Origin of the sequence: Niabella yanshanensis (assembly GCF_034424215.1) — a bacterium.
Classification (GTDB): Bacteria; Bacteroidota; Bacteroidia; order Chitinophagales; family Chitinophagaceae; genus Niabella; species Niabella yanshanensis.
The window spans coordinates 2,654,455-2,674,974 of record NZ_CP139960.1; the positions used below are offsets into that span (position 1 = coordinate 2,654,455).

16 protein-coding genes are annotated in these 20,520 nt (G+C 42.4%); 2 read left to right on the top strand and 14 right to left on the bottom strand.

Features of this window, described 5'->3' with window-relative positions:
• Positions 1 to 61: 61 nt before the first annotated feature.
• The 14 genes from U0035_RS10875 to U0035_RS10940 form a co-directional block, all read right to left on the bottom strand.
• Positions 62 to 2,641 (bottom strand): TonB-dependent receptor, encoded by a 2,580-nt coding sequence (locus U0035_RS10875; RefSeq protein ID WP_114789822.1) that lies wholly within the window; start codon positions 2,639 to 2,641, stop codon positions 62 to 64.
• A gap of 280 nt (positions 2,642 to 2,921) precedes the next feature.
• Positions 2,922 to 4,484, bottom strand: coding sequence for a TSUP family transporter (locus U0035_RS10880; protein ID WP_114789823.1), 1,563 nt, complete (start codon positions 4,482 to 4,484; stop codon positions 2,922 to 2,924).
• 121 nt (positions 4,485 to 4,605) lie between these two features.
• Positions 4,606 to 5,454, bottom strand: a complete 849-nt coding sequence (epsC, locus tag U0035_RS10885; protein ID WP_114789824.1) for a serine O-acetyltransferase EpsC — start codon at positions 5,452 to 5,454, stop codon at positions 4,606 to 4,608.
• 89 nt (positions 5,455 to 5,543) lie between these two features.
• Positions 5,544 to 7,202, bottom strand: coding sequence for an NADPH-dependent assimilatory sulfite reductase hemoprotein subunit (locus U0035_RS10890; protein ID WP_114789825.1), 1,659 nt, complete (start codon positions 7,200 to 7,202; stop codon positions 5,544 to 5,546).
• 79 nt (positions 7,203 to 7,281) lie between these two features.
• Positions 7,282 to 8,991 carry a diflavin oxidoreductase gene (locus U0035_RS10895; RefSeq protein ID WP_114789826.1) on the bottom strand — a complete coding sequence of 570 codons (1,710 nt, stop codon included), beginning with the start codon at positions 8,989 to 8,991 and terminating at the stop codon, positions 7,282 to 7,284.
• Entirely contained in the window at positions 8,981 to 9,862 is an 882-nt protein-coding gene (gene cobA, locus U0035_RS10900) for a uroporphyrinogen-III C-methyltransferase (protein ID WP_114789827.1), read from the bottom strand. Before cobA ends, U0035_RS10895 begins: the two co-directional genes overlap by 11 nt.
• A 16-nt stretch (positions 9,863 to 9,878) precedes the next feature.
• On the bottom strand, positions 9,879 to 11,120 hold the full coding sequence (locus U0035_RS10905; RefSeq protein ID WP_114789828.1) for a sulfate adenylyltransferase subunit 1: 1,242 nt from the start codon (positions 11,118 to 11,120) through the stop codon (positions 9,879 to 9,881).
• A gap of 49 nt (positions 11,121 to 11,169) precedes the next feature.
• Positions 11,170 to 11,532 carry a four helix bundle protein gene (locus U0035_RS10910; protein ID WP_114789829.1) on the bottom strand — a complete coding sequence of 121 codons (363 nt, stop codon included), beginning with the start codon at positions 11,530 to 11,532 and terminating at the stop codon, positions 11,170 to 11,172.
• A gap of 90 nt (positions 11,533 to 11,622) precedes the next feature.
• On the bottom strand, positions 11,623 to 12,531 hold the full coding sequence (gene cysD / locus U0035_RS10915; protein WP_114789830.1) for a sulfate adenylyltransferase subunit CysD: 909 nt from the start codon (positions 12,529 to 12,531) through the stop codon (positions 11,623 to 11,625).
• A 214-nt stretch (positions 12,532 to 12,745) separates the two neighbouring features.
• Positions 12,746 to 13,471: a phosphoadenylyl-sulfate reductase gene (locus tag U0035_RS10920; RefSeq protein ID WP_245957645.1), complete on the bottom strand. Its 726-nt coding sequence runs from the start codon at positions 13,469 to 13,471 to the stop codon at positions 12,746 to 12,748.
• A 27-nt stretch (positions 13,472 to 13,498) separates the two neighbouring features.
• The gene (locus U0035_RS10925) at positions 13,499 to 14,134 is read right to left on the bottom strand and encodes a peroxiredoxin (protein WP_114789831.1); all 636 of its coding nucleotides are present in this window, start codon (positions 14,132 to 14,134) and stop codon (positions 13,499 to 13,501) included.
• A 112-nt stretch (positions 14,135 to 14,246) separates the two neighbouring features.
• Positions 14,247 to 16,253 (bottom strand): ATP-binding protein, encoded by a 2,007-nt coding sequence (locus U0035_RS10930; protein WP_114789832.1) that lies wholly within the window; start codon positions 16,251 to 16,253, stop codon positions 14,247 to 14,249.
• A gap of 118 nt (positions 16,254 to 16,371) precedes the next feature.
• Positions 16,372 to 17,184 carry a helix-turn-helix transcriptional regulator gene (locus tag U0035_RS10935; RefSeq protein WP_114789833.1) on the bottom strand — a complete coding sequence of 271 codons (813 nt, stop codon included), beginning with the start codon at positions 17,182 to 17,184 and terminating at the stop codon, positions 16,372 to 16,374.
• 42 nt (positions 17,185 to 17,226) lie between these two features.
• Positions 17,227 to 17,937 carry a LytR/AlgR family response regulator transcription factor gene (locus U0035_RS10940; RefSeq protein WP_114789834.1) on the bottom strand — a complete coding sequence of 237 codons (711 nt, stop codon included), beginning with the start codon at positions 17,935 to 17,937 and terminating at the stop codon, positions 17,227 to 17,229.
• 213 nt (positions 17,938 to 18,150) lie between these two features.
• Here U0035_RS10940 and U0035_RS10945 point away from each other — a divergent pair, with 213 nt between their 5' ends.
• Complete coding sequence (locus U0035_RS10945; RefSeq protein ID WP_114789835.1) at positions 18,151 to 19,218, top strand: PL29 family lyase N-terminal domain-containing protein; 1,068 nt, start codon at positions 18,151 to 18,153, stop codon at positions 19,216 to 19,218.
• 78 nt (positions 19,219 to 19,296) lie between these two features.
• Positions 19,297 to 20,439, top strand: coding sequence for an LGFP repeat-containing protein (locus U0035_RS10950; protein WP_114789836.1), 1,143 nt, complete (start codon positions 19,297 to 19,299; stop codon positions 20,437 to 20,439).
• Positions 20,440 to 20,520: the final 81 nt, after the last annotated feature.

The window sequence follows — 20,520 nt, forward strand, 5'->3', positions numbered from 1 at the left end:
CCTATAATCGATTGCCAAAATAAAAAATATATGAAACCTTAACAGGTAAGAAACCTCATCATTAATTAAATACGTAGCTTAAAGTAACACCGTAAGTACGCGGATCACCTAACACACCGGCATAATGCCCGGCATTACCACCAGCAGGCAACAGTTGTTCAAAATAGCCTTTATCCAAAATATTACGTCCCCAAATAAAGGCAGAGAACCCTTTTGTAGCTCTAAACCCAAGTCTCGCATTTACCAATCCATAACCAGCTACATTTAAATAAGCTGATGGGGAGGGGCTTGAAGAAAAACCAGAACGGGCAAAGAAATCAGCACCGATAAAGAAACGGTTGGCTCTTCCGAATAAAGATGACGGCGTTGAATATTCACCACCTAAAGAACCTGCCCATTTGGAAATTCCGGGTATGGCACCACCAGAGATGTCCTTGAATGCCACCTGCACATTGTCTGCATTGGTTGCACCTGTTTCTTCTAATGGCAAAGGCGCGTTAGTGAACTTTACATAAATCCCCTCAGAATAAGCCAGCGCGCCATAAAAGCTGAAATGATGGTTTAACCTATAAGACGCATCGGCTTCAATACCCCTTACACGTACCTTATCTGCATTGGCAATATAACCCCTGTTTACTCCCAACTCTGCCGATTGTACGTTGGTTTGGTAGTCTTTGATATCGGAATTGTACGCGGCTATATTAAAGGTAAGATCCGCCGTCAGGTTTGTTTTAACACCTACTTCATAGTGCTTGGTATACTCTGGCCTGATAACAGCCAGATCTGTTGCAGGCTGTCCGCTCACTGTAGGCAAACCTGCCACATTTACGCCCACCGGTTTGTAGCTTGTTGAAAAAGTACCAAAGGCATTTATTTTTCTTGAAGGCCGGCAAGCCAAGGTTACCTGGTAAGTAGCATTACGCTCATAGGCATCTGCTTCATAAAACTGGTTGCTGTATACTCCGTTCTTTAATGTTAATAAAGCAGGATCTGTGGTTTGCAAACCGCCATAGGTTGTACGATCATACACCACCTGCTTTTCATCATAATTTAATCTGATACCTGGCTGAATATGGAAATGATCAATAAACTCCCAGTCCACGTTGGCAAATACAGCAGCACTTTTAGAACGGATCGAAGAATTAGTTTTGATGCCATAACCTTCAAAAAGACCCGGGGTTTTCCAAAGAGCGCTGGTAGAACTTTGAGAAAAGCGCCACTGGTCACGACCGGATTCTTCTGTTCCGTCGATTTTTACTTCCTGGCCCAGGTAAAATAAGCCAATCACACCGCTTAAACGGTCTGTGATATCACCTGCATACCGGATCTCCTGGGAAATATTCTTATGCTTTGCGGGGTTCTGAGATTTGGCCAAAGCCTGTAAGCCTGTAAAATCTCTGTCATTGGATGGGTCCCAGTTCCAATAACGCCATGCAGTAGTAGCCGTTAGCACGCCCGGCCCGATTTTGCTATCGATATTAACAGATGCGCCGCCTATTTCATTACCGGAATTCCAAGGTGTGTCATGGTCAATCACACGCATAAATGCATCTACCTGGCCTGCCTTATTAATATTAGGTAATGTATAATTCAGGTCAGAAGTGATGGCATTGAATTGCCTGTACGCCGGTCTTTTAGTGGTAACTACTCCTGCAACAACCTGTGCATATCCATCGGGTTTTTGTTTATTGTATTCGCCTGCTACAGTAACCGATGTGTTATCGGATACGTTATACAGGAATTGCGTACGTAAACCCAGGTTATTGATATCATTGGTATACTTATCGGTAGCTATATTATGTACCGTACCATCCCGTTGTGTTCCGGAGAAAGACACACGGGCTGCTAATCTTTTGGTCAGTGGCCCTGTAACAGACGCTTTAGCCTGTATAAATCCAAAATTACCGTAGCTTACTTCAAGATTACCGCCGGGCACAAAGCTGGGCTTACGTGTAGTAATATTGATAGCACCTGAAGTAGTGTTTTTACCAAATAATGTTCCCTGGGGGCCCCTTAGCACCTCTATCCTCTCAATGTCTACAAAATCAAGTGTTGCTACAGCCGGACGTGCGTAATACACACCATCTACATAGTAACCTACTCCCGGATCCAGTCCGTCATTGGTCAATCCGAACGGAGACCCCAGTCCCCGAATATTAATACCGGTATTCCTCGGGTTGGAGGTATACATCTGCAAAGAGGGTACAATTTCTTTTACGCGGGTAACATTAAAAGCGCCGGACTCTTCAATCTGCTTACCTCCTACCACAGATACATTAATAGGCACGTCCTGCAGGACTTCACGTCTACGCCTGGAGGTAATCACTACCGTATCTGTCTGGTACAATACCTGGAGTTTAACAATAAGTGAATCTTCCAGATTTCTTACCACTATATTGCGGATCGCATAGTTAACTGACGACACGGTTACGGTAAAAGGTACTTTAGGCGCCTGGGATAAAGTAAAAATACCGGCACCGTCGGTTGTTGTACCCTGTGCAGTACCTTTAATGACTACACTGGCACCGGGTAAGGGATCATTATTTTCATTGACTACCTTACCAGCCAGCTGGGCATTTACCAGCGCGGGCAGGAGGCCTAAAATCAATAATGTAAGTTTTAACTGGCTCGATTGTTTCATTGTTCTGTGCTTTGATAAATTTTGGTGATATAGATTTTGCATGCTCCGTCGTATCGATATACTAAAAGAGAGTAGCAATAAAGTCTATAAATTATGTAGACTAATTATGCAAAAAAATAGTTGGTTGTGTATTAGCCGCAACAACAGCTTACACCTGGAAAGGCCCTACAGCAACAAGTTCTATAATACTTTTGTGTATACATATTTTTTAAACCGAGTGCAAATATAGGTGCATTAAAATAGTCCACAAAAAAAGTAGACTATTTTTTGAAAAAAATATTTAGAGGAATAAAGCCTTGCAAATGGTAATAAGGCTCATTACGATAACCAGGACGCCCACCACAAGAAACATTTTCTTAACGGGCAAACGGGATGTGAGCATGGCCGAGAACGGGGCTGTAACAATGCCACCGATTAAGAGGCCGGCTACAATATTCCAGTGATGAATACCAATAGTGAAAATAAAAGTAATAGCACTGGTTACGGTTAAAATAAATTTCGCAACAGTAGAGCTGCCTACCACATAGCGCGGCGTTCTGCCGTTTTTAATAAAAGTGCCCGTTACCAGCGGTCCCCAGCCACCGCCGCCAAAGGAGTCGATAAAGCCTCCCACCAATCCTAATAAAGGGATATTCGTTTTTTTCTTTTCTATTTTGCGCTCTTTGCTTTTAAACACATTGGTTAGAATTCTCACACCAAGGTATAATGTATAAGCTGCGATAAAAGGTTTGGTTATTGCGGCATATTTCTCGCCTACATAAGTAAGCAATAAAGCACCTATAACTGCGCCTATTATTGCCGGTAATGCCAGCGCTTTGATGAGTTTTTTATTAACATTACCTAACCTGAAATGACTGATACTACCTGCTGCGGTAGTAAAAGATTCGGCAGAGTGAATACTGGCGCTCACTACGGGCGGAGGAACATTGAGCATCAGCAAAATAGTGGTACAAATCACACCATATCCCATTCCCATAGAGCCCGCAACTATTTCGGCCAGAAAGCCGGTCAGCAGCATCCAGTAAAACAGATGGTGATCCTTATTTAACGCCAGTAGAATGTCATCGACAAGATCAAATGCATATAACGCATATATGCTTAAACCAACCAACAATACTATTCCCAATATGATGAGGTACCAGTTGGTACTCTTTTGCGCTTTGGCTACTACATCAGCAGACTCCACTATTTCAGCGGCGGGTTCAGACTCAAATTCTTTTAAAGCTTCATCAGGATTTTCAACCAGCGAGCGTGTAACACTGTTAAGCACTTTCACTTTATGATCGAAATCGCCCGATAATTTATTACGCAATGCCTGCATATTATCCAGAACTTCATCGATCTCGTCGGGTATTGTCTCGTTAAGTGTTTCCTTCAAGCGTTTGGCAATAGTGGGAGATTTTCCATTAGTAGATATAGCTATTTTAAGATTGCCTTTCTTAACAACAGAACCCAGGTAAAAATCGCAAAGCTCGGGCTTGTCGGCAACATTTACCAGCTTCTCACAAGCCATAGTATCTGTCCTTACCTGTTGTGCTATTTCCAAATCGTTTACAGCGGCGATAACAAGATCGGCTGCCTGGATATCTTCTATCTGATAGGCCCGCTCTTCAAGTACAATAGTATTATAAGGTGCCGTAAATTCACGGACGGCATCGCTTATTTGTATAGCAACAAGTTTGATTTGTGTTGCGGGCGCGTTCTTAATTACAGCCTGCAGCTTTTCCAATCCGATATTCCCTCCACCAATAATTAAAAGCTTCAACTGTTCCAGCTTTATAAAAACCGGGAACAAATTGTTTCCAAAATCAACTTTATTATTTGTATGTGCGGACTCGCTCAAGTATGTAGATTGTACGATATAAGTTGTACTATGTACGAATTAAAACTGATCAGCTATATTCTGCAAAACAAGGGTGCGACGCAAGAGAGATGATAGTAGCACCCAGGCCGGGACAATAAAATTATTTATCCTTCTTAGCAGCCTTTAAAATTTTGCTGACAGAATCTTTATGCGAAAAGCTGTCTTTATCAGTCACTTCGCTTTGATTATATACTAAAGAATTAGCCGGCACATTGAACGTCACCCAGGCATTACCCCCAATGACACAATCCCTCCCAATGGTAATATCACCCAGAATAGTTGCTCCCGAGTAGATAATCACATTGTCTTCAATAGTAGGATGTCTTTTAGATTTCTTTTTTGTTTTTGCAGAGTTTAAAGCACCTACCGTCACCCCCTGGTACATTCTTACATCATTACCTATTACTGATGTTTCGCCAATCACAACACCGGTGCCATGATCTATAAAAAAGTTTTTTCCAATAGTGGCGTAAGGATGGATATCGATACCCGTTTTACTATGAGCATATTCTGCAAAAAGTCTTGGCAGTCCACGTATGCCCTGTTTCCGTAATTGGTTGGATATTCGGTAAACTGCAATTGCATAGAACCCTGGATAGGTTTGCAGTATCTGGCTTACATTCAATGCAGCAGGATCATTAGCTACAAATGCCGCGGCGTCGTCCTGCAGGGTTGCATATATATCAGGCAAGGCAGTAAAGAAAACTTCAACGGCCTGTTGAGATTTAGCTCCGTCATTCAACACATCATATATCAATGTAGCCAGGTGACTTTGTAAGGAGTAAAAGCCTTTCTCCAAATCGCTTTCCTTTTGATTAACCCCTGTTTTAGGGATAAACAAAAACCGGAAGATGTCATCAATAAACTGATGTGCCAGGTCCTTATCGGGCAGGTTACCCAGCTTAGCATTATTCTGTAAAAGAAGTTTTATAAAATTCTTTGTGCTCATTGCTTAATAGTTAAAATGTTGACGAGTTGATATGTTCACAAGAAAAGTACTACTTTTTAACTAACAAACATATCAACTTTTTAACTCAATTAAAGAATCCACTTCCTGTGGGAGAAATCGCCGAAAGTTTCATTTTCCTTTTTCTCTTTGGTATAAACCCCGAACAGCTCATCCAACGTGGTCAGTATCTGCTCTTCGTTCAAACTATCTTTAAACTTAGTGTTCAATCTTTCACCTAACCTGTCGCCGCCGATATGCAGATTGTACTTACCGTAAGCGGTACCCACAAACCCTATTTCTGCATTTGGAGACCGGCCACAGCCATTAGGGCACCCCGTCATCCGTAATACAATATTATCATGCTGCATGCTGTGCTTCTCCAGTATGGGTTCCAGCTTGGAGATGAGAGTGGGCAAATAACGTTGTCCTTCAGCTAACGCTAACGGGCAGGTATTGAACGCTACGCAGGCAATTGCATTTTTCCTTAAAGCTCCTGCTTTATCTGTATGTTCAATAATGCCATACTCGTTCAGCATTACTTCAATAGAGGCCTTATCCTTAGCACTGATATCTGTAAGAATTACATTTTGATTAGCTGTAAAACGGAAATTACATTTACCCAACTCCGCTATTTTAAGCAGACAGGTTTTGAAATCAATCCCTTCACCATCTAATACACGCCCATTTTCTACAAATACCGTATAATGCCATTTTTTATCTGCGCTTTGCGTCCAGCCATAACGATCTATTCTTTCGGTGAAAGTATAAGGACGGGCCGGCTCTAATTTAAAGCCACAACGCTTTTCAATTTCTTCCCGGTATTTATCAACACCCAGTTTGTCTACGGTATATTTTAAGCGGGATAATTTCCGGTCGGCACGATTTCCAAAATCACGTTGAACAGTGATTGTTTCGTACACCGCTTTCAGGATCTTTTCTTCATCATTCTCCACAAATCCCAACACAGTAGCCAGTCTTGCGTAAGTATTAGGATTACCATGTGTAGTTCCCAATCCGCCACCTGCAGCCAAGTTGAAGCCTACCAACTTATCATTTTCAATGATTGCGATCAACGCTATATCATTGATGAATACGTCTACATCATTATTGGGAGGAACCGCTATACCAATCTTTAGTTTACGGGGCAGATAGCGGTCTTTATATAAAGGGTCCTCTTCGGTCTTCTCTCCTATTTTTTCTTTATCAATCCAGATCTCATACCAGGCCTGTGTTTTGGGCTTAGCCATTTCGCTGATCTTAGATGCGAATTGAAATACTTCATCATGCACCGGAGACTCGCCGGGGTTGGAAGTACAGCAAACATTACGATTCACGTCGCCACAGGTTGCAATCGAGTCCAGTCCCGCAAGGTTAAACGACTGCATGGTGGGTTTAATATGCGACTTTAAGATGCCGTGTAATTGCACGGTTTGCCTGGTAGTTATTTTAATGGTTCCGGTCGAATGCTCTCCCGCCACGTGGTGCATCGCCACCCATTGTTCGGGCTTTAAGAAACCTCCCGGTAAACGCAGACGCAGCATAAAGGAATACAGCCATTCCAGTTTCTTGGCGCTACGTTCCTCGCGCCTGTCCCTGTCATCCTGTTGGTACATACCATGAAACTTGATCAGGTTCGTATCATCTTCACGCACGGCCCCTGTATAGCTATCCGACAAACTTTCCTTTAAAGTACCACGCAAGCCGTTACTGGCAATTTTTATCTTTTCTACTGGTGATTGTTCGCTCATCCTTCTATATTCGTTAATAGTTAATGGTTCATGGTTCACAGCCCACTGCTATGAACTATTGTCTATGATCTATTGGCAATTAATACACATCCTTCTCCCAACGTCCTTCTTCTACTAATTGGTGCAGATATTTCTCGGCTTCTTCTTCCGTTTTATTACCATGCTCTTTAAAAATTTCTACAAGCATTTTTTCTACATCTTTGCTGGTTGGTTCCCGCTTTCCGCTGATGTACATATAAGCGCCGTTGCTGATCCAATCATATAACTCAGCGCCTCTTTGTTTCATACGATGCTGTACATAGATCTTTTCTTTCTGATCGCGCGAGAAAGCTACGTCCAGGTTGGTCAATACGCCTGTTTGTAAATAATCCTGCAATTCCGTCTGGTACAAAAAGTCGGTAACAAAATGTTGCTCTCCAAAGAACAGCCAGTTACGGCCCTCCGCACCCTGTGCATCTCTTTCTGCAATAAAAGAACGGAAAGGCGCAATACCTGTACCCGGCCCGATCATGATCACATCTTTATCATTGGCAGGAAGTCTGAAGTGCTTCTGCTTCTGTATGAAGAATTCAAACTCAGTACCTGCCGGGTGCGTTGAAAAGAACTCACTGCTCACGCCGGTACGCTTATCATCTTCCACATAGTACTCATCCTTACTTACCGTAATATGTATTTCGCCCAAACCATGGCTTCCCGGTGCCGAAGAAATAGAATATAACCTTGGCGCCTGGGGCGTTAATATCTTAATCACTTCTTCAAAAGCGGCAGCAGCCTTTATAGGATACTTTTTGAGCAAATCAGGGATGCTCAATCTTACTTCTTCAGGAATTTCGTAACCCGTTATAGCTGCGTACTGTTTTATGGTAGACTTAAGCGGGTATAAAATATTCAGATGCTTTTTTAACAACTCACGAACCGGCGCCTTTACCTTGGCAGTTTGTATTTCCAGGTCGGGATTTACACCTGTTAACGTAATGATTTCTTCTACAGCAGCATCACTGTTTACCGGGATCAGTCCCAGTGCATCACCGGGTAGATAATCCAGATCCTCATCTGTACTGATCTCTACATGATAGGTTTCTTTATTGCTACCTCTATCGTTTAAATTGATGTTGGTTACAATAATACCGTTGTAATGTTTTTTACCGACAGGCTTCTTTTCTTCAACTAATGGAGCCGCAATAGCCGGAACACTTCCCACGCTGGTTTGCAATACAGTGGCTACATTGTCGATCCAATGCAGGGAATCTTCCTCATAATCTACATCACACTTTTTCAGAGGTAACATACGATGAGCACCTAAGGCTTCCAGCCTGGCATCAATATCTTCTCCGGTTTTACAAAACTGTGCGTAGGAAGTATCACCCAGCGCCAATACACCGAATTTCATTTTCTTCAACTCAACAGCCTGCTCATGCAGCTGGTCATAAAACTTCTTAGCCAGCAGCGGCGGCTCGCCTTCACCCTGCGTACTGATGACTACAAAGAAATATTCTTCTTTGGTCAGGTCTGTAAACCTGTATTGATCCAGCCCAGCCAGCTTTACACCGATGCCTTTCTTCTTGGCAATACCTGCCAGCTGAGTAGCCAGCTTTTTGGAGTTACCGGTTTCGGTACCGTATGCCAGTGTAATTTTCTTATTTAGTGCTGCAGGAGTTCCAGATGAAGGAAGCGCGCCCTGTAATGCGCCAGCCTGCCCGGCAATATAGCCGTTCAGCCAGATCAGCTCTTCCCTGGACAGTGTAGAAGTAAATTCTTTAATCTTCTGCAGTTTATCTTCAGATAACATGCTTTATTGGTTTATTAAGTTCGTTGATGTTTTGGATTCCTTCGCCTACCGGTACAAAATATTGTTCCCCGTGCTCACTATTTTTCAGCCATTTAAACTGTTGATGTAAGGCTACTACTTTCCCGATGATTACCAGCGAGGGCGAAACAAATTGCTTCCCTGCCAGTACCTGGTCGTAATCATAAATATTGCATTCATGTATGCGCTGATAACAGGTAGTTGCCTGCTCTGCCACGGCTACATGTACATCTTTCTGAACACCGAAATGCTGAAGCTTTCTCACAACATTTTCGAGTGTGCCGGATGACATATAAAAGACCAGCGTATCGTTGGTGCGTGCCAGTTCTTTCCAATGCCCGTCAGTGACAATGTCAGATTTATAATAGGTTAAAAACCTTACGGAAGTAGCATAGCCCCGTGCCGTTAAAGGGATGCCGGCATAAGCCGCAGCACCTAAAGAAGCTGTAACACCCGGAATAATTTCGTAGGGAATTTTATTGGCGATCAATGCCTGCAGCTCGTCTAAAACATTAGAAAAGATAGATACATCTCCTCCCTTTAAACGAACCACTTTTTTACCTTTCAGGGCGTAATCAACAATTAATTCGTTGATCACCTGCTGAGGCGTTGAAATGTTATTGCGGCATTCCTTACCCACTCTTACTATTTCAACGTCAGCCGAAACGTATCGATGTAGTATGACTTCACTTACCAGCCGGTCTATTAAAACCACTTCAGCTTCGCGCAAAGCATTAGCTGCTTTTACCGTTATCAGGTCGGGGTCACCGGGACCAGCTGCTGCTAATACCACTGACCCTATGCCTGCCTTTGGCGGGTTTAAATGGCTTGTTGTATGATGAGAAAGGATCATCGGTTCAGATGCTTGTTTAAGATAATAAAACAGCGGCTACCGTACTATTGCTGGTTTCATCCACCAATATAGCATTCCCATAGTCACTGATCTTATCAAACGGATCGTATACCAGGGGCTGGGCTGTTTTAATTTTAGCTTTTACCACTTCGTTCAGTTTCACATTATCAGTAACCGCGGTATGTTCTAAAGTATTAACGTCCAGCTTATACTCAATCTCTCTGATTATGGTACGAACTAAACGTCCCTTATGCTGTAAGAAATATTTATTGCCCTGTACCAATGGCTTGTTATCCAGCCAGCAAAGGATCACTTCCATTTCGCTTTCTGTTTTTGGCTGGTTATCACTGCGAACAAATGTGTCGCCGCGGCTTACATCTATATCATCGGCAAGGTGCAGCACTACGGCCTGCGGTGCAAAAGCTTCTTCCACCTCTTCACCGGCAATTTCTATTTTTGAAAGTGTGGTTTCAATACCTGCAGGTAACACTGTGATCTTATCTCCTTTCCTGTAAACACCGCTCACCACCTGGCCTGCATAACCTCTGTAGTCATGCAATTCCTGTGTTTGGGGGCGTATTACATATTGTACCTGGAATCGGGGGTCCGAATGATTGATATCTTCTGACACTTCTATTTCCTCAAGAAACTGCAACAGCGGCTGTCCCTGAAACCAGCTCATTTTAGCCGAAGGCTCCACAATATTATCCCCGTGCAAAGCTGCGATAGGTATATAAGTAACATTACTCAAACCCAGTTGCGATGCTACTTTCTCGTAATCAGTTTTGATTTCGTTATAACGTGCTTCCGAAAACTCAACCAGGTCCATTTTATTGATTGCCACTACTACATGCGGCATTTTCAATAACGAAGCGATGATTGAGTGACGACGGGTTTGTTCTATTACACCCGCACGCGCATCTATGAGAATAATGATCAGGCTGGAGTTGGATGCCCCGGTGATCATATTACGCGTATACTGCACATGCCCGGGCGCATCAGCAATGATAAACTTCCTTTTAGGTGTATTAAAATAGCGATAAGCTACATCAATAGTAATACCCTGCTCTCTCTCTGCACGTAATCCGTCAGTCAATAATGCCAGGTCAATACCATCAGCATTTTTATTCTTGGATTGCTTTTCCAAAGCTTCCAGCTGGTCTACCAGGATGCTTTTACTATCGTATAATAAGCGACCTATTAATGTGCTTTTACCGTCGTCTACACTACCTGCGGTTATGAATCTGAGAATGTCCATTTTTGTTGATTAGTTGAATAGTTGATTAGTTGATTTGACGTTAATACTGTTATTTTTTACCATTCAAATAGGTGATATAAACATTAAGCAACTTTCCAACCTTTTCTATTCGTTTTCTAAAATAATTTATCTGTTCTTCTGCTATGTATTCTTCATCAAGGGCATCAATCAAATGATTCAAGGTTTCACTTAACGAGCCTCTTGCAATAATACAAAACCGTAATCTATCTGGTATCGTATGCCTTCCATGTCCTTCAGATATTTGTGTCCCTACAGAGCGGGAACTTCTTATCAGTTGATCCGAAAGTCTAAATTTTTCTACATCCGGAAATGTCTTGGTCAATGCCGAAATTTCCTTTTTCAAAACTCTGGCGGCTTTCCAAACTTCCAGATCCTCAAAACTTTGGTACATTTAGTTGCTTAGTTTATTTGTTGATTAGTTGGTTCGCTTGCTTTTCCTAGTCAACCAGTTAACTAATCAACCAGTCAACCAACATATCAACTAAAAGTACCCCCCCTTCTTCCTATCCTCCATCGCAGCCTCTGTAACGCGATCATCAATACGGGTTTCACCGCGCTCGGATATACGGGTGGCCATTATTTCGGTTACTACTTCATCCAATGTAGAAGCACTAGACTCCACCGCTGCAGTACAGGTCATATCACCTACCGTACGATAACGTACACGCTTATTAACGATTACATCGCCTTCATCAATAGTAATGAAATCAGAAACGGCAATCAACTGGCCCTCATGCACCAACACATCCCTGTCGTGTGCGAAATAAATAGAAGGTAATTGTACCTTTTCTTTTTTGATATAGCTCCACACATCCAGCTCTGTCCAGTTACTGATCGGGAATACCCTTACGTTTTCACCTTTGTGAATACGGCCGTTATAAATATTCCAAAGCTCAGGACGCTGCAGTTTAGGATCCCATTGGCCAAACTCATCACGAACGGAAAAAATACGCTCTTTGGCGCGGGCTTTTTCTTCATCGCGGCGGGCGCCACCAATACAGGCATCGAATTTAAATTCTTCGATAGTATCTAACAGGGTATGCGTTTGCAACCAGTTACGGCTGGCAAATTTCCCTTTAGGCTCAGTAAGCTTTTTCTCGCGTATGGTATCTTCTACTTTCCGTACGATCAACTCCGCGCCTAACTCTTTTGCCAGATTATCGCGATACGCCAGGGCTTCCGGAAAATTATGCCCGGTATCAATATGTACTAAGGGAAAAGGGATTTTGCCCGGCGCGAAGGCTTTTTTGGCTAATTGAACCAGGGTAATAGAATCTTTACCGCCGCTGAAAAGCAAGGCTGGTTTTTCGAACTGTGCAGCTACTTCGCGCATGATAAAGATGCTCTCGGCTTCTAACTGCTCTAAATAGTCTAATTCGTATTTGCTCATTTTTATTTTATTAGTCTTCCAGCTCCCATTTCTGCAGGAGAAAGGAAGACGACAATCGATTGTATGTTTGGCTGAGCTTTATACCGGCAGATGAAGTATACGATCCCTTGACAAACACTCCAAAGGAGTTCTAAAGGATAACTATTATTACGGGTTGCCTTTGGAATAACAAACCAATGTTATTATTTATACTTCAGCCGGGCTCATTATTATTTTAGCTGTTAACATGAAGGCCGCATTCTTTATGCGACACTTCCCACCACCAACGACCGGCACGTGCGTCTTCGCCCGGCTCAATGGCGCGGGTACAGGGTGCACAACCGATACTGATAAAACCTTTATCGTGTAGTGGGTTGTAAGGAATATTATTTTCCTTGATATAGTCGATCATCTGTTCGTAAGTCCAGTGAATTAACGGGTTAAATTTGTATAACTGGCGGGCATCATCCCATTCCAGCATTTTCATCTCTTTCCTGTTATCGGACTGGTCCGCTCTTAAGCCGGTAATCCATACTTTAGCCCCTTGTAAAGCCCTGTTCAGCGGCTTCACTTTACGGATAAAGCAACATTGCTTACGATTTTCAACAGATTCAAAAAAGGCATTGACGCCTTTTTCATTTACAAATTGCTCCACATCCGCTGCCTCAGGAAAATACACCTGGATATTGGTTTTGTAGCGTGCATTTGTTTTTTCGAGTAGTTCGTAATGTTCGTAAAAAAGACGCCCGGTATCGAGCGTAAATATTTTTACAGGCAGGTTGTTCCGGGCAATTACATGAGTAAGCACCTGGTCTTCCTGGCCTAGTGAAGTCGAAAAAACAGTTTCCTGGGGAAACTGCTTAGACACTATCTCTATAGCTTCTGCAAGAGAAGCATTTTCGATATCCTGTATTTGTTGTTCTGTAAACATCAAAGCCTTTGGCTTAAGACCATAGTCCATGGTCGATGGACTATGGTCTATGAACTTTTATAAATTAGGTTGTGGGGTGTAACGCAGGTAAGGTTTTACCACTTTTACACCTTTAGGAAACTTCTGAATCGCATCTTCAGTGCTGATGGCAGGTACTACGATCACATCTTCACCATGTGTCCAGTCTGCAGGAGTTGCTACACTGTGGTTCGCTGTCAGTTGCAGAGAATCCAACACACGCAAAACTTCAGTAAAGTTTCTGCCAGTTGAAGCAGGATAAGTGATAATTAATTTTACTTTTTTATCAGGACCAATAATGAATAGAGAACGCACCGTTGCTTTTTCAGAAGCATTTGGATGGATCATATCATATAAAGTTGCAATATTTTTTTCCGGATCGGCTAAAATAGGAAACTCAACATTGGTATTTTGAGTTTCGTTGATATCATTGCGCCAGCCGAAATGGCTATCCAGCGGATCAACGCTTACCGCTAATACCTTGGTATTGCGTTTTGCAAATTCCTCTTTTAATAAAGCTGTTTTTCCTAACTCAGTGGTACAAACCGGAGTATAGTCTGCAGGGTGAGAGAATAAAATACCCCAACCGTCGCCTAAATACTCGTGAAATTTAATTTCACCTTCGGTTGATTGTGCCGTAAAGTCTGGTGCGATATCGCCTAATCTTAATGACATAGTCTTATAATTTTAAAAGTGGATGGCAAATATAAGTCATTTTTTATAACCCACCAACTTGGTAGGGTATTATCCTAAAAGTGCCAGTTTTTTGGCTTATTTTTTAGAAAAATTACATAATTATCTGAAAAACAGAACCTTTTTCTAAACCTGGTTGATGGAGCACCCGGCAATTAATAGCTTTGGCCAGGTCACGGATCAGGTGTAAACCCAGTCCATGTCGGGTACCCACCACTGCATTTTCATTATATAATGCATCCAGCTGCTCGGGATGTACGCCCGGCCCATTGTCAGTAATACTCAATTTTACCTGGTTTTCATTTTGCCAGGCCTTCCAGATGATTTGCGGTTTTTCGGTATTTCCCAATGCTTTAACCGCGTTGGAGGTGAGGTTGTACATGATAGTTTTGAGGTAGTCTTCGTCGGAGCTCACCGTTAGCTGACCTGGATCTTGAAACTGCACAGCGATTCCCGAGGCACTAAATTGTTTCTCAAGAAACTTAAACAGGTCGTGCACAGATATTATTGTCTTTTGAGGTGCGAAATGTTCCATCTGGCTTTTGCTCCATAACAGCATCGCTTCCATAGTCTCCAACAGGCTTTCCGCAGATTCGGTTAGTTCTTTTTGATGATGCACCTGGCGTTCCTTACTAAAAAGGTCGGGCATTTCTTTCTGCAGGTGCAGGAAATTGATCAGGTTCACAATGGGACTGCGCAGGTCATGGCTCAGGATACCAAAGAATTTTGTTTTTACTTTATTGGCCTCATCCAGTTCATTATTTAAAGTAAGCAGGGTGGTATTGGTTTTTCGGCGGAGTCGGTTTTGATAAAACAGCAAACCTCCTATTACCAAAAGCAAGCCTGCACCGGCGGTAATCCCCCAGCGGGTGTGCCGTTCATTACTTAAGGCCAGCTGATTGATTTGTATTTGTTTGTCCCGGGCTTCAATTTCACGGGTGCTTTCTATGGCTGCGATTTTATTTTTAGTACTTTGAGAAAACAACGTGTCCTGTAGCCTGTAACTATCAGCCAAAATTTCGAATGCCTGCTGATAATCTCCCTTCTCTTTTAACAAAGCAGCGTAGGATTTATCAAATTGCATCAGCAATTCACTGTTGCCAACCGATTTAGCAAGTCTTATTCCCTCTTTTAGATCCTTTTCTGCAATCGTTAAAAGCTCATTTTGTGAGCGATTAAAATTGGTTGGCATTTTTTTTCTTAAACTATCATGCTGGTACAAATGAAAGTAGACGATTCCCCTATTGCCAATATTGCTAATAGCGTAAATGGTCATCGTCTTATTGGCATTCCATATTTGCTGAGATTTGTCAATGTAATCTAATTGAACTGCGGGGCTATCGCCATAACACTCTACAAGCTGGGAGTATATGCGTGCCATGCCAACTTCGTTTCCTATTTTTTTGAAAAGATCCAAAGCGTTAAAAAGAGGCGACTTTGCTTCCTGAAAGTTCTTTTCCAGGAGATAACTAACTCCTATTATCTCAAGATTATTAGCTTCCTCATGAAAATTCCGCTCACTGCTATATATAGACGCCGCAGCTCTTGCATATTGCCTGGCTTTATCAAAATTATACTGTTGCGTCAAAATTACCGCAACAAGATAAAAGCCTTTGGCTAGTAAACCCTTAGTTTTTGTTTCCTCTGCAAGCTTTATTCCCTGGAAATAAAGGTCGAGTGCCTCTTTATACCTGTTTTCATGCTGATGAAGTGACCCGATATTATAAAGTATAGTCGTTTGCTCTCTTTTATCTTTAAGATTTTCGCTTAATTGATACGCCTTTTCGAAATGAGGTAAGGCCTCTTTCCTTTTTCCGGATTCCATAAGAATAATACCCAGATACTTTTGCGAAGTAATAATACCTCCTGGCCATTTTGCCTTCTCTGCGAACTGCAGCGCACTACGGGCATATTCAACCGATCTTTCCTGGTCAAAGCCGGCAACTACATAAGTCAGTTCATTAAGTAATTTTACCTTATCTGTGTCATGTTTTACCTGATGTAGTTGTGCAAGCATTGAATCGGCAGCTTCACGCCCCTGCTTTTGGGCAGTTCCGTGCAACAACATACATATGAACAGCAAGGTTAAAAAAAAACGCATCACATGCCAGTTTATAAATATCGGTCACCCAAATTTATACTTCCTTTTAACTCAGGGAATAGATCCCCGAAAAATCTCCGTTTTTTACAATACCCTTTCCTGATAAAATGAAGTGAACCTAAACAACCAAATTGATACCATTCTCCTGACCGATAAACTCCTGGGGCGTTAGAGCTACATAACGGCTAAAATCTTTATACAGGTGCGAAGCGTCGTGATAACCATGCCTCTCTAATTTTCCATAAAGCGCTTTAATATCGGGGTTGATAATATACTTCTTAACCAAGCTGTTGAACCGGGCCATAGAAGCCAGCTGCTTAGGCGTAGCGCCTACATACTGGCGAAAACTGTCCAGCAAATTACGCTGACTGGTGTAAGATCCACGAGCCAGAGTTTCAATACTGACAATACCCGAGGTTTGCCTGATCAGGCTTATTGCCCTCTGCACATAAGAAAAATTATGAGGAAGTTTTTTTAAGAGTTTTTTTGTAAGAAAAGCAAGAATATGCTGCCATTTTTCATCAATCGTACGGGCCTCCTGTATCATTTCATTTAAAATACGGAGCTGCTGACCGTCGCGACTGATTTTAGCCGGCCTGTCAAAAAAATGCACAGCATCTTCCTGCCAGAAAGCTCCTGTTCCCTGTGGATGAAGCAACACCAGAATAATATCCATTTTAACAGGTATTGTAAATAAACTGGGAACTACCCCTCCTCCCCCGAAATATATATTACAGGGCTGAAACACCAGTTCGTTGCCGGCATACCGGTTGGCTACATCCTGCGTATCTTCCGTTGAAAAAATAAAAGCCGGATGAAAACGCGGAAGTATATGAAAGTTAAACGCCTCACCCGCATTACGATTTAGCCACAGGGCGCTTTTCACATAAGGCCGCAGGTATAATGGTATTGGTAGTGATCGGGGGTGCATTTATTTTATTTAATGAATACTGATGCCCATCATAATCTCAACCTAAAGTAACTGCTGAAGTCCTTCCTTATAACTTCTCCCTACAGGTATCTTTACTTCATTGATCAACACTTCCTGCGGCGTTATCTTATCAATAAAATGCTTTTGTACGGCATAACTTCTATGCACTCTTACAAAACTACCGAAAGAGGGGTTTTTGAGTAAGTTACCTAAAGTTGCCAGCACACAATACTTTTTTTTCCTGGTTACAATGCTGGTGTAATCCTTCAGCGCTTCCAGGTAGAGAATATCATGTGGTTTGATCTTTATATGGTCATGACCATCTTTAATAAAAATCGTATCTCCATTCAGGCTATGATCAAACAAATCAGATTTATATTTCAGCTCCAGGTATTCCTGCAGCCTTTGCATGGCGCGGTCAAACCGTTCAGCCTTCAAAGGTTTTATTAGAAAATCTAGCGCCGCCACATCAAAACTGTCGGCTGCATAATCGGGATAGGAGGTAATAAAAATACAGGCATCTACGGTCATCAGCTCTTTCCGCATCTGCAGACCACTTTTATCGCCCATATCAATATCTAAAAGCAATACCTGGGGCTTAAGCTGGTTAATTTCTGCCAATGCAGTTGCAGCGTTTTCATAAACACCCACAATATTCAGGAAGCTGTATTTTTTTGTAAAAGCCAAAGTAGTAAGCCGGTCTATTTCATGGTCGTCGGCTATAATGCAGTCATATGTATTACTAAAAGCCATACTACAAATTTATAATATTTCTGCTGTTGATCGATTCAAAATGTCGTTGGTCGATTAGGACATTTCAAGGCTAACCGGGTGATCTAGCTTTACTACAACAAAAACAGAGCAACGTCCGGAAGTAAAAAAAAAGCACCATACGGCGGAAATCGTTAGTTGCCGTTCTTATCAATTTTATCGCATGAAACCAATAAATACAAACTAGTAAAAATCATGAAAAAGGTCATCTTTCTTTCCCTGTTATTATGGGTACTCGCAGCCTGCCAGAAAAAGGACATCCGTGAATTACGTAGTGAGCTAAACAGGCAAAAAGATTTGATTGCTCAACTACAGAGCGCTTTGCAAAGCATTAATACCGACATGAAAACACTACAGGCCATTGCCACTGCGCTGCAGGCTAAGATAAGTGTGGTGAGCTATACAGCTACCCCCACCGGCTACGAACTTATTATGAGCGATGGCAGCAAAATAAATCTTACCAATGGCAAAGACGGCACTAACGGCGCCAATGGTACCAACGGAAAAGACGGTGTAAACGCTCCTCTAATAGGTTTAAGGCAGAATGCCGATGGGAATTACTACTGGACCATCGGTGGCGACTGGCTGCTGCAAAACGGGCAAAAGGTAAAAGCCAATGGAACCAATGGCGCTAACGGAAGCAACGGAGTCAATGGTATTACGCCCCTATTGATGGTAAACGCTACCAGCAACCAGTGGATGGTTAGCTACGACAGCGGCAATACCTGGAGTGTGATAAAAGATGGAAATGGTAACCCCATTACCGCTACCGGTGCTACAGGAGCAATCGGTCCTCAAGGCCCCCAGGGACCGGCAGGAATTACCAATTTTGGTATTACGGAAACCGAAACCAGCATTATTATTACTTATAATGGCAATACTTACACCTTATCCAAAATCGGCATAGTACCTACATGCAACATAGGAGATCTTCCCAGTATTACTTTCCGTGGACTTACAGTTATTCTTTCTAATGATGCCAAAGGCTTATTATCCTCTGCAGCACAGCGTATGAGAAGTAACCCGGATTGTAAAATAATAGTGAAGGGATACAATTGTAGTACTTCATTGGCAGAACGCCAACGAAGCTGGGATAGAGTAAAGAATGTCATCGACCACCTGGTACAAAACGAAGGTATCAGTGCCAGCCGATTTATTTTTCAGTATAGTCAAAGTGGCAGGGACTGCGAATACGTAGATCTTGCAGGCGCCAATCAAAATCAAACGGGCGGAGGAACTGTTCCACCCCGCCCTACAAGCTAAGGTTAAAATATTGCCGTACTTAATTAAAAAGTTTCGGCACCCATTAAGAAATAATTTTCAAACTTAAAAAACATTATTATGTCTAAAATTTTTAACGCTGGCCCATCCATTGGCAATGTAATGCAGCAACAACATCAGGCATCTCCCCTTCTTTATTACTATAGTAAAGAGTTTAAGGAGAAGATGGAAGGTAAATATCAGGAATGGGGTGGCGAATCTTTTTTCGGACTTCCCGAAAAGAAAGCGGGAGCTTGCTGGTATTACTCCAGAGGTTGCTTGTATTATACGCCTCAAGGCATTTTCGAAATACACGGAGAAATCTATAAAAAATGGCGGGAGCTTGGTGGAGCCCGCTGGGGTAAACCTACAACCAACGAGTTAACCTGCCCTGATGGTAAAGGCAAATACAATCATTTCAACCACGAAACTGCATCTATTTATTGGAGTTCGCATACCGGAGTCTTTAGCTGTGTAGGTGATATCAGGCAAAAATGGCTTAGCATAGGAGCAGAAAAGTCGTACTTAGGTTATCCTACAAGTGATGAAAATGACTTCCCTGATGGGGGTAGGGTAAGTGCATTTCAAGGAGGAGGTATTTATTGGTGGCCCGATACCGGTGCTATTGATTTGAAAGACGTAGCCCTACACTACAAGGGTCTCGTATGTATTAAAGAAACAGGTGAAGCCTCCGGAGCCGATGAACCTTATGCGGCCATCGGGATTACTACGCCATTTGAAACAAAGTCTTTTACCACGCGGGAGTATAGTAGTGTAGACTCTAACACCAGCCGGCCAGACTATTTAGAGTTATACAGGGGGAAACCTAATGGAATTGGCTTAAGTATTATCCTCATGGAGCGCGATCACGGCAATCCCGAAGAGGCACGTAAACGGGTACAAACAGTAGTGCAAAAAATGCATGAAACAGGAACATTGGCTCTTGGATTCATTCCTGTAATAGGTGTAGGTATAGCCGCTATCGCCGGACCTTTAATTCAAAAGCTGGTACCTGGAACAGCACAACTGATCAGCGACTTTTTGGGCTTTGCTGATGACCAGATAGGAACCCAGCAAATTACGCTGACTGCAAAAGATCTGCTATTACTGGCTACCAGAACTGCCGACTCTACCTACAAAAGCATTTCCTTCCGGCTTTCTACCAACAATTTAAGAGGGGAAAACGCCAATTATAAACTATACTTTACTGTGTTGCCGGTATAATTGCTAATCTGGTAATTATAGACTTTCATCGAAGACCCCTGTTTGATGTAGTCGTTAAATAACGCCTATTGTCATGGCATC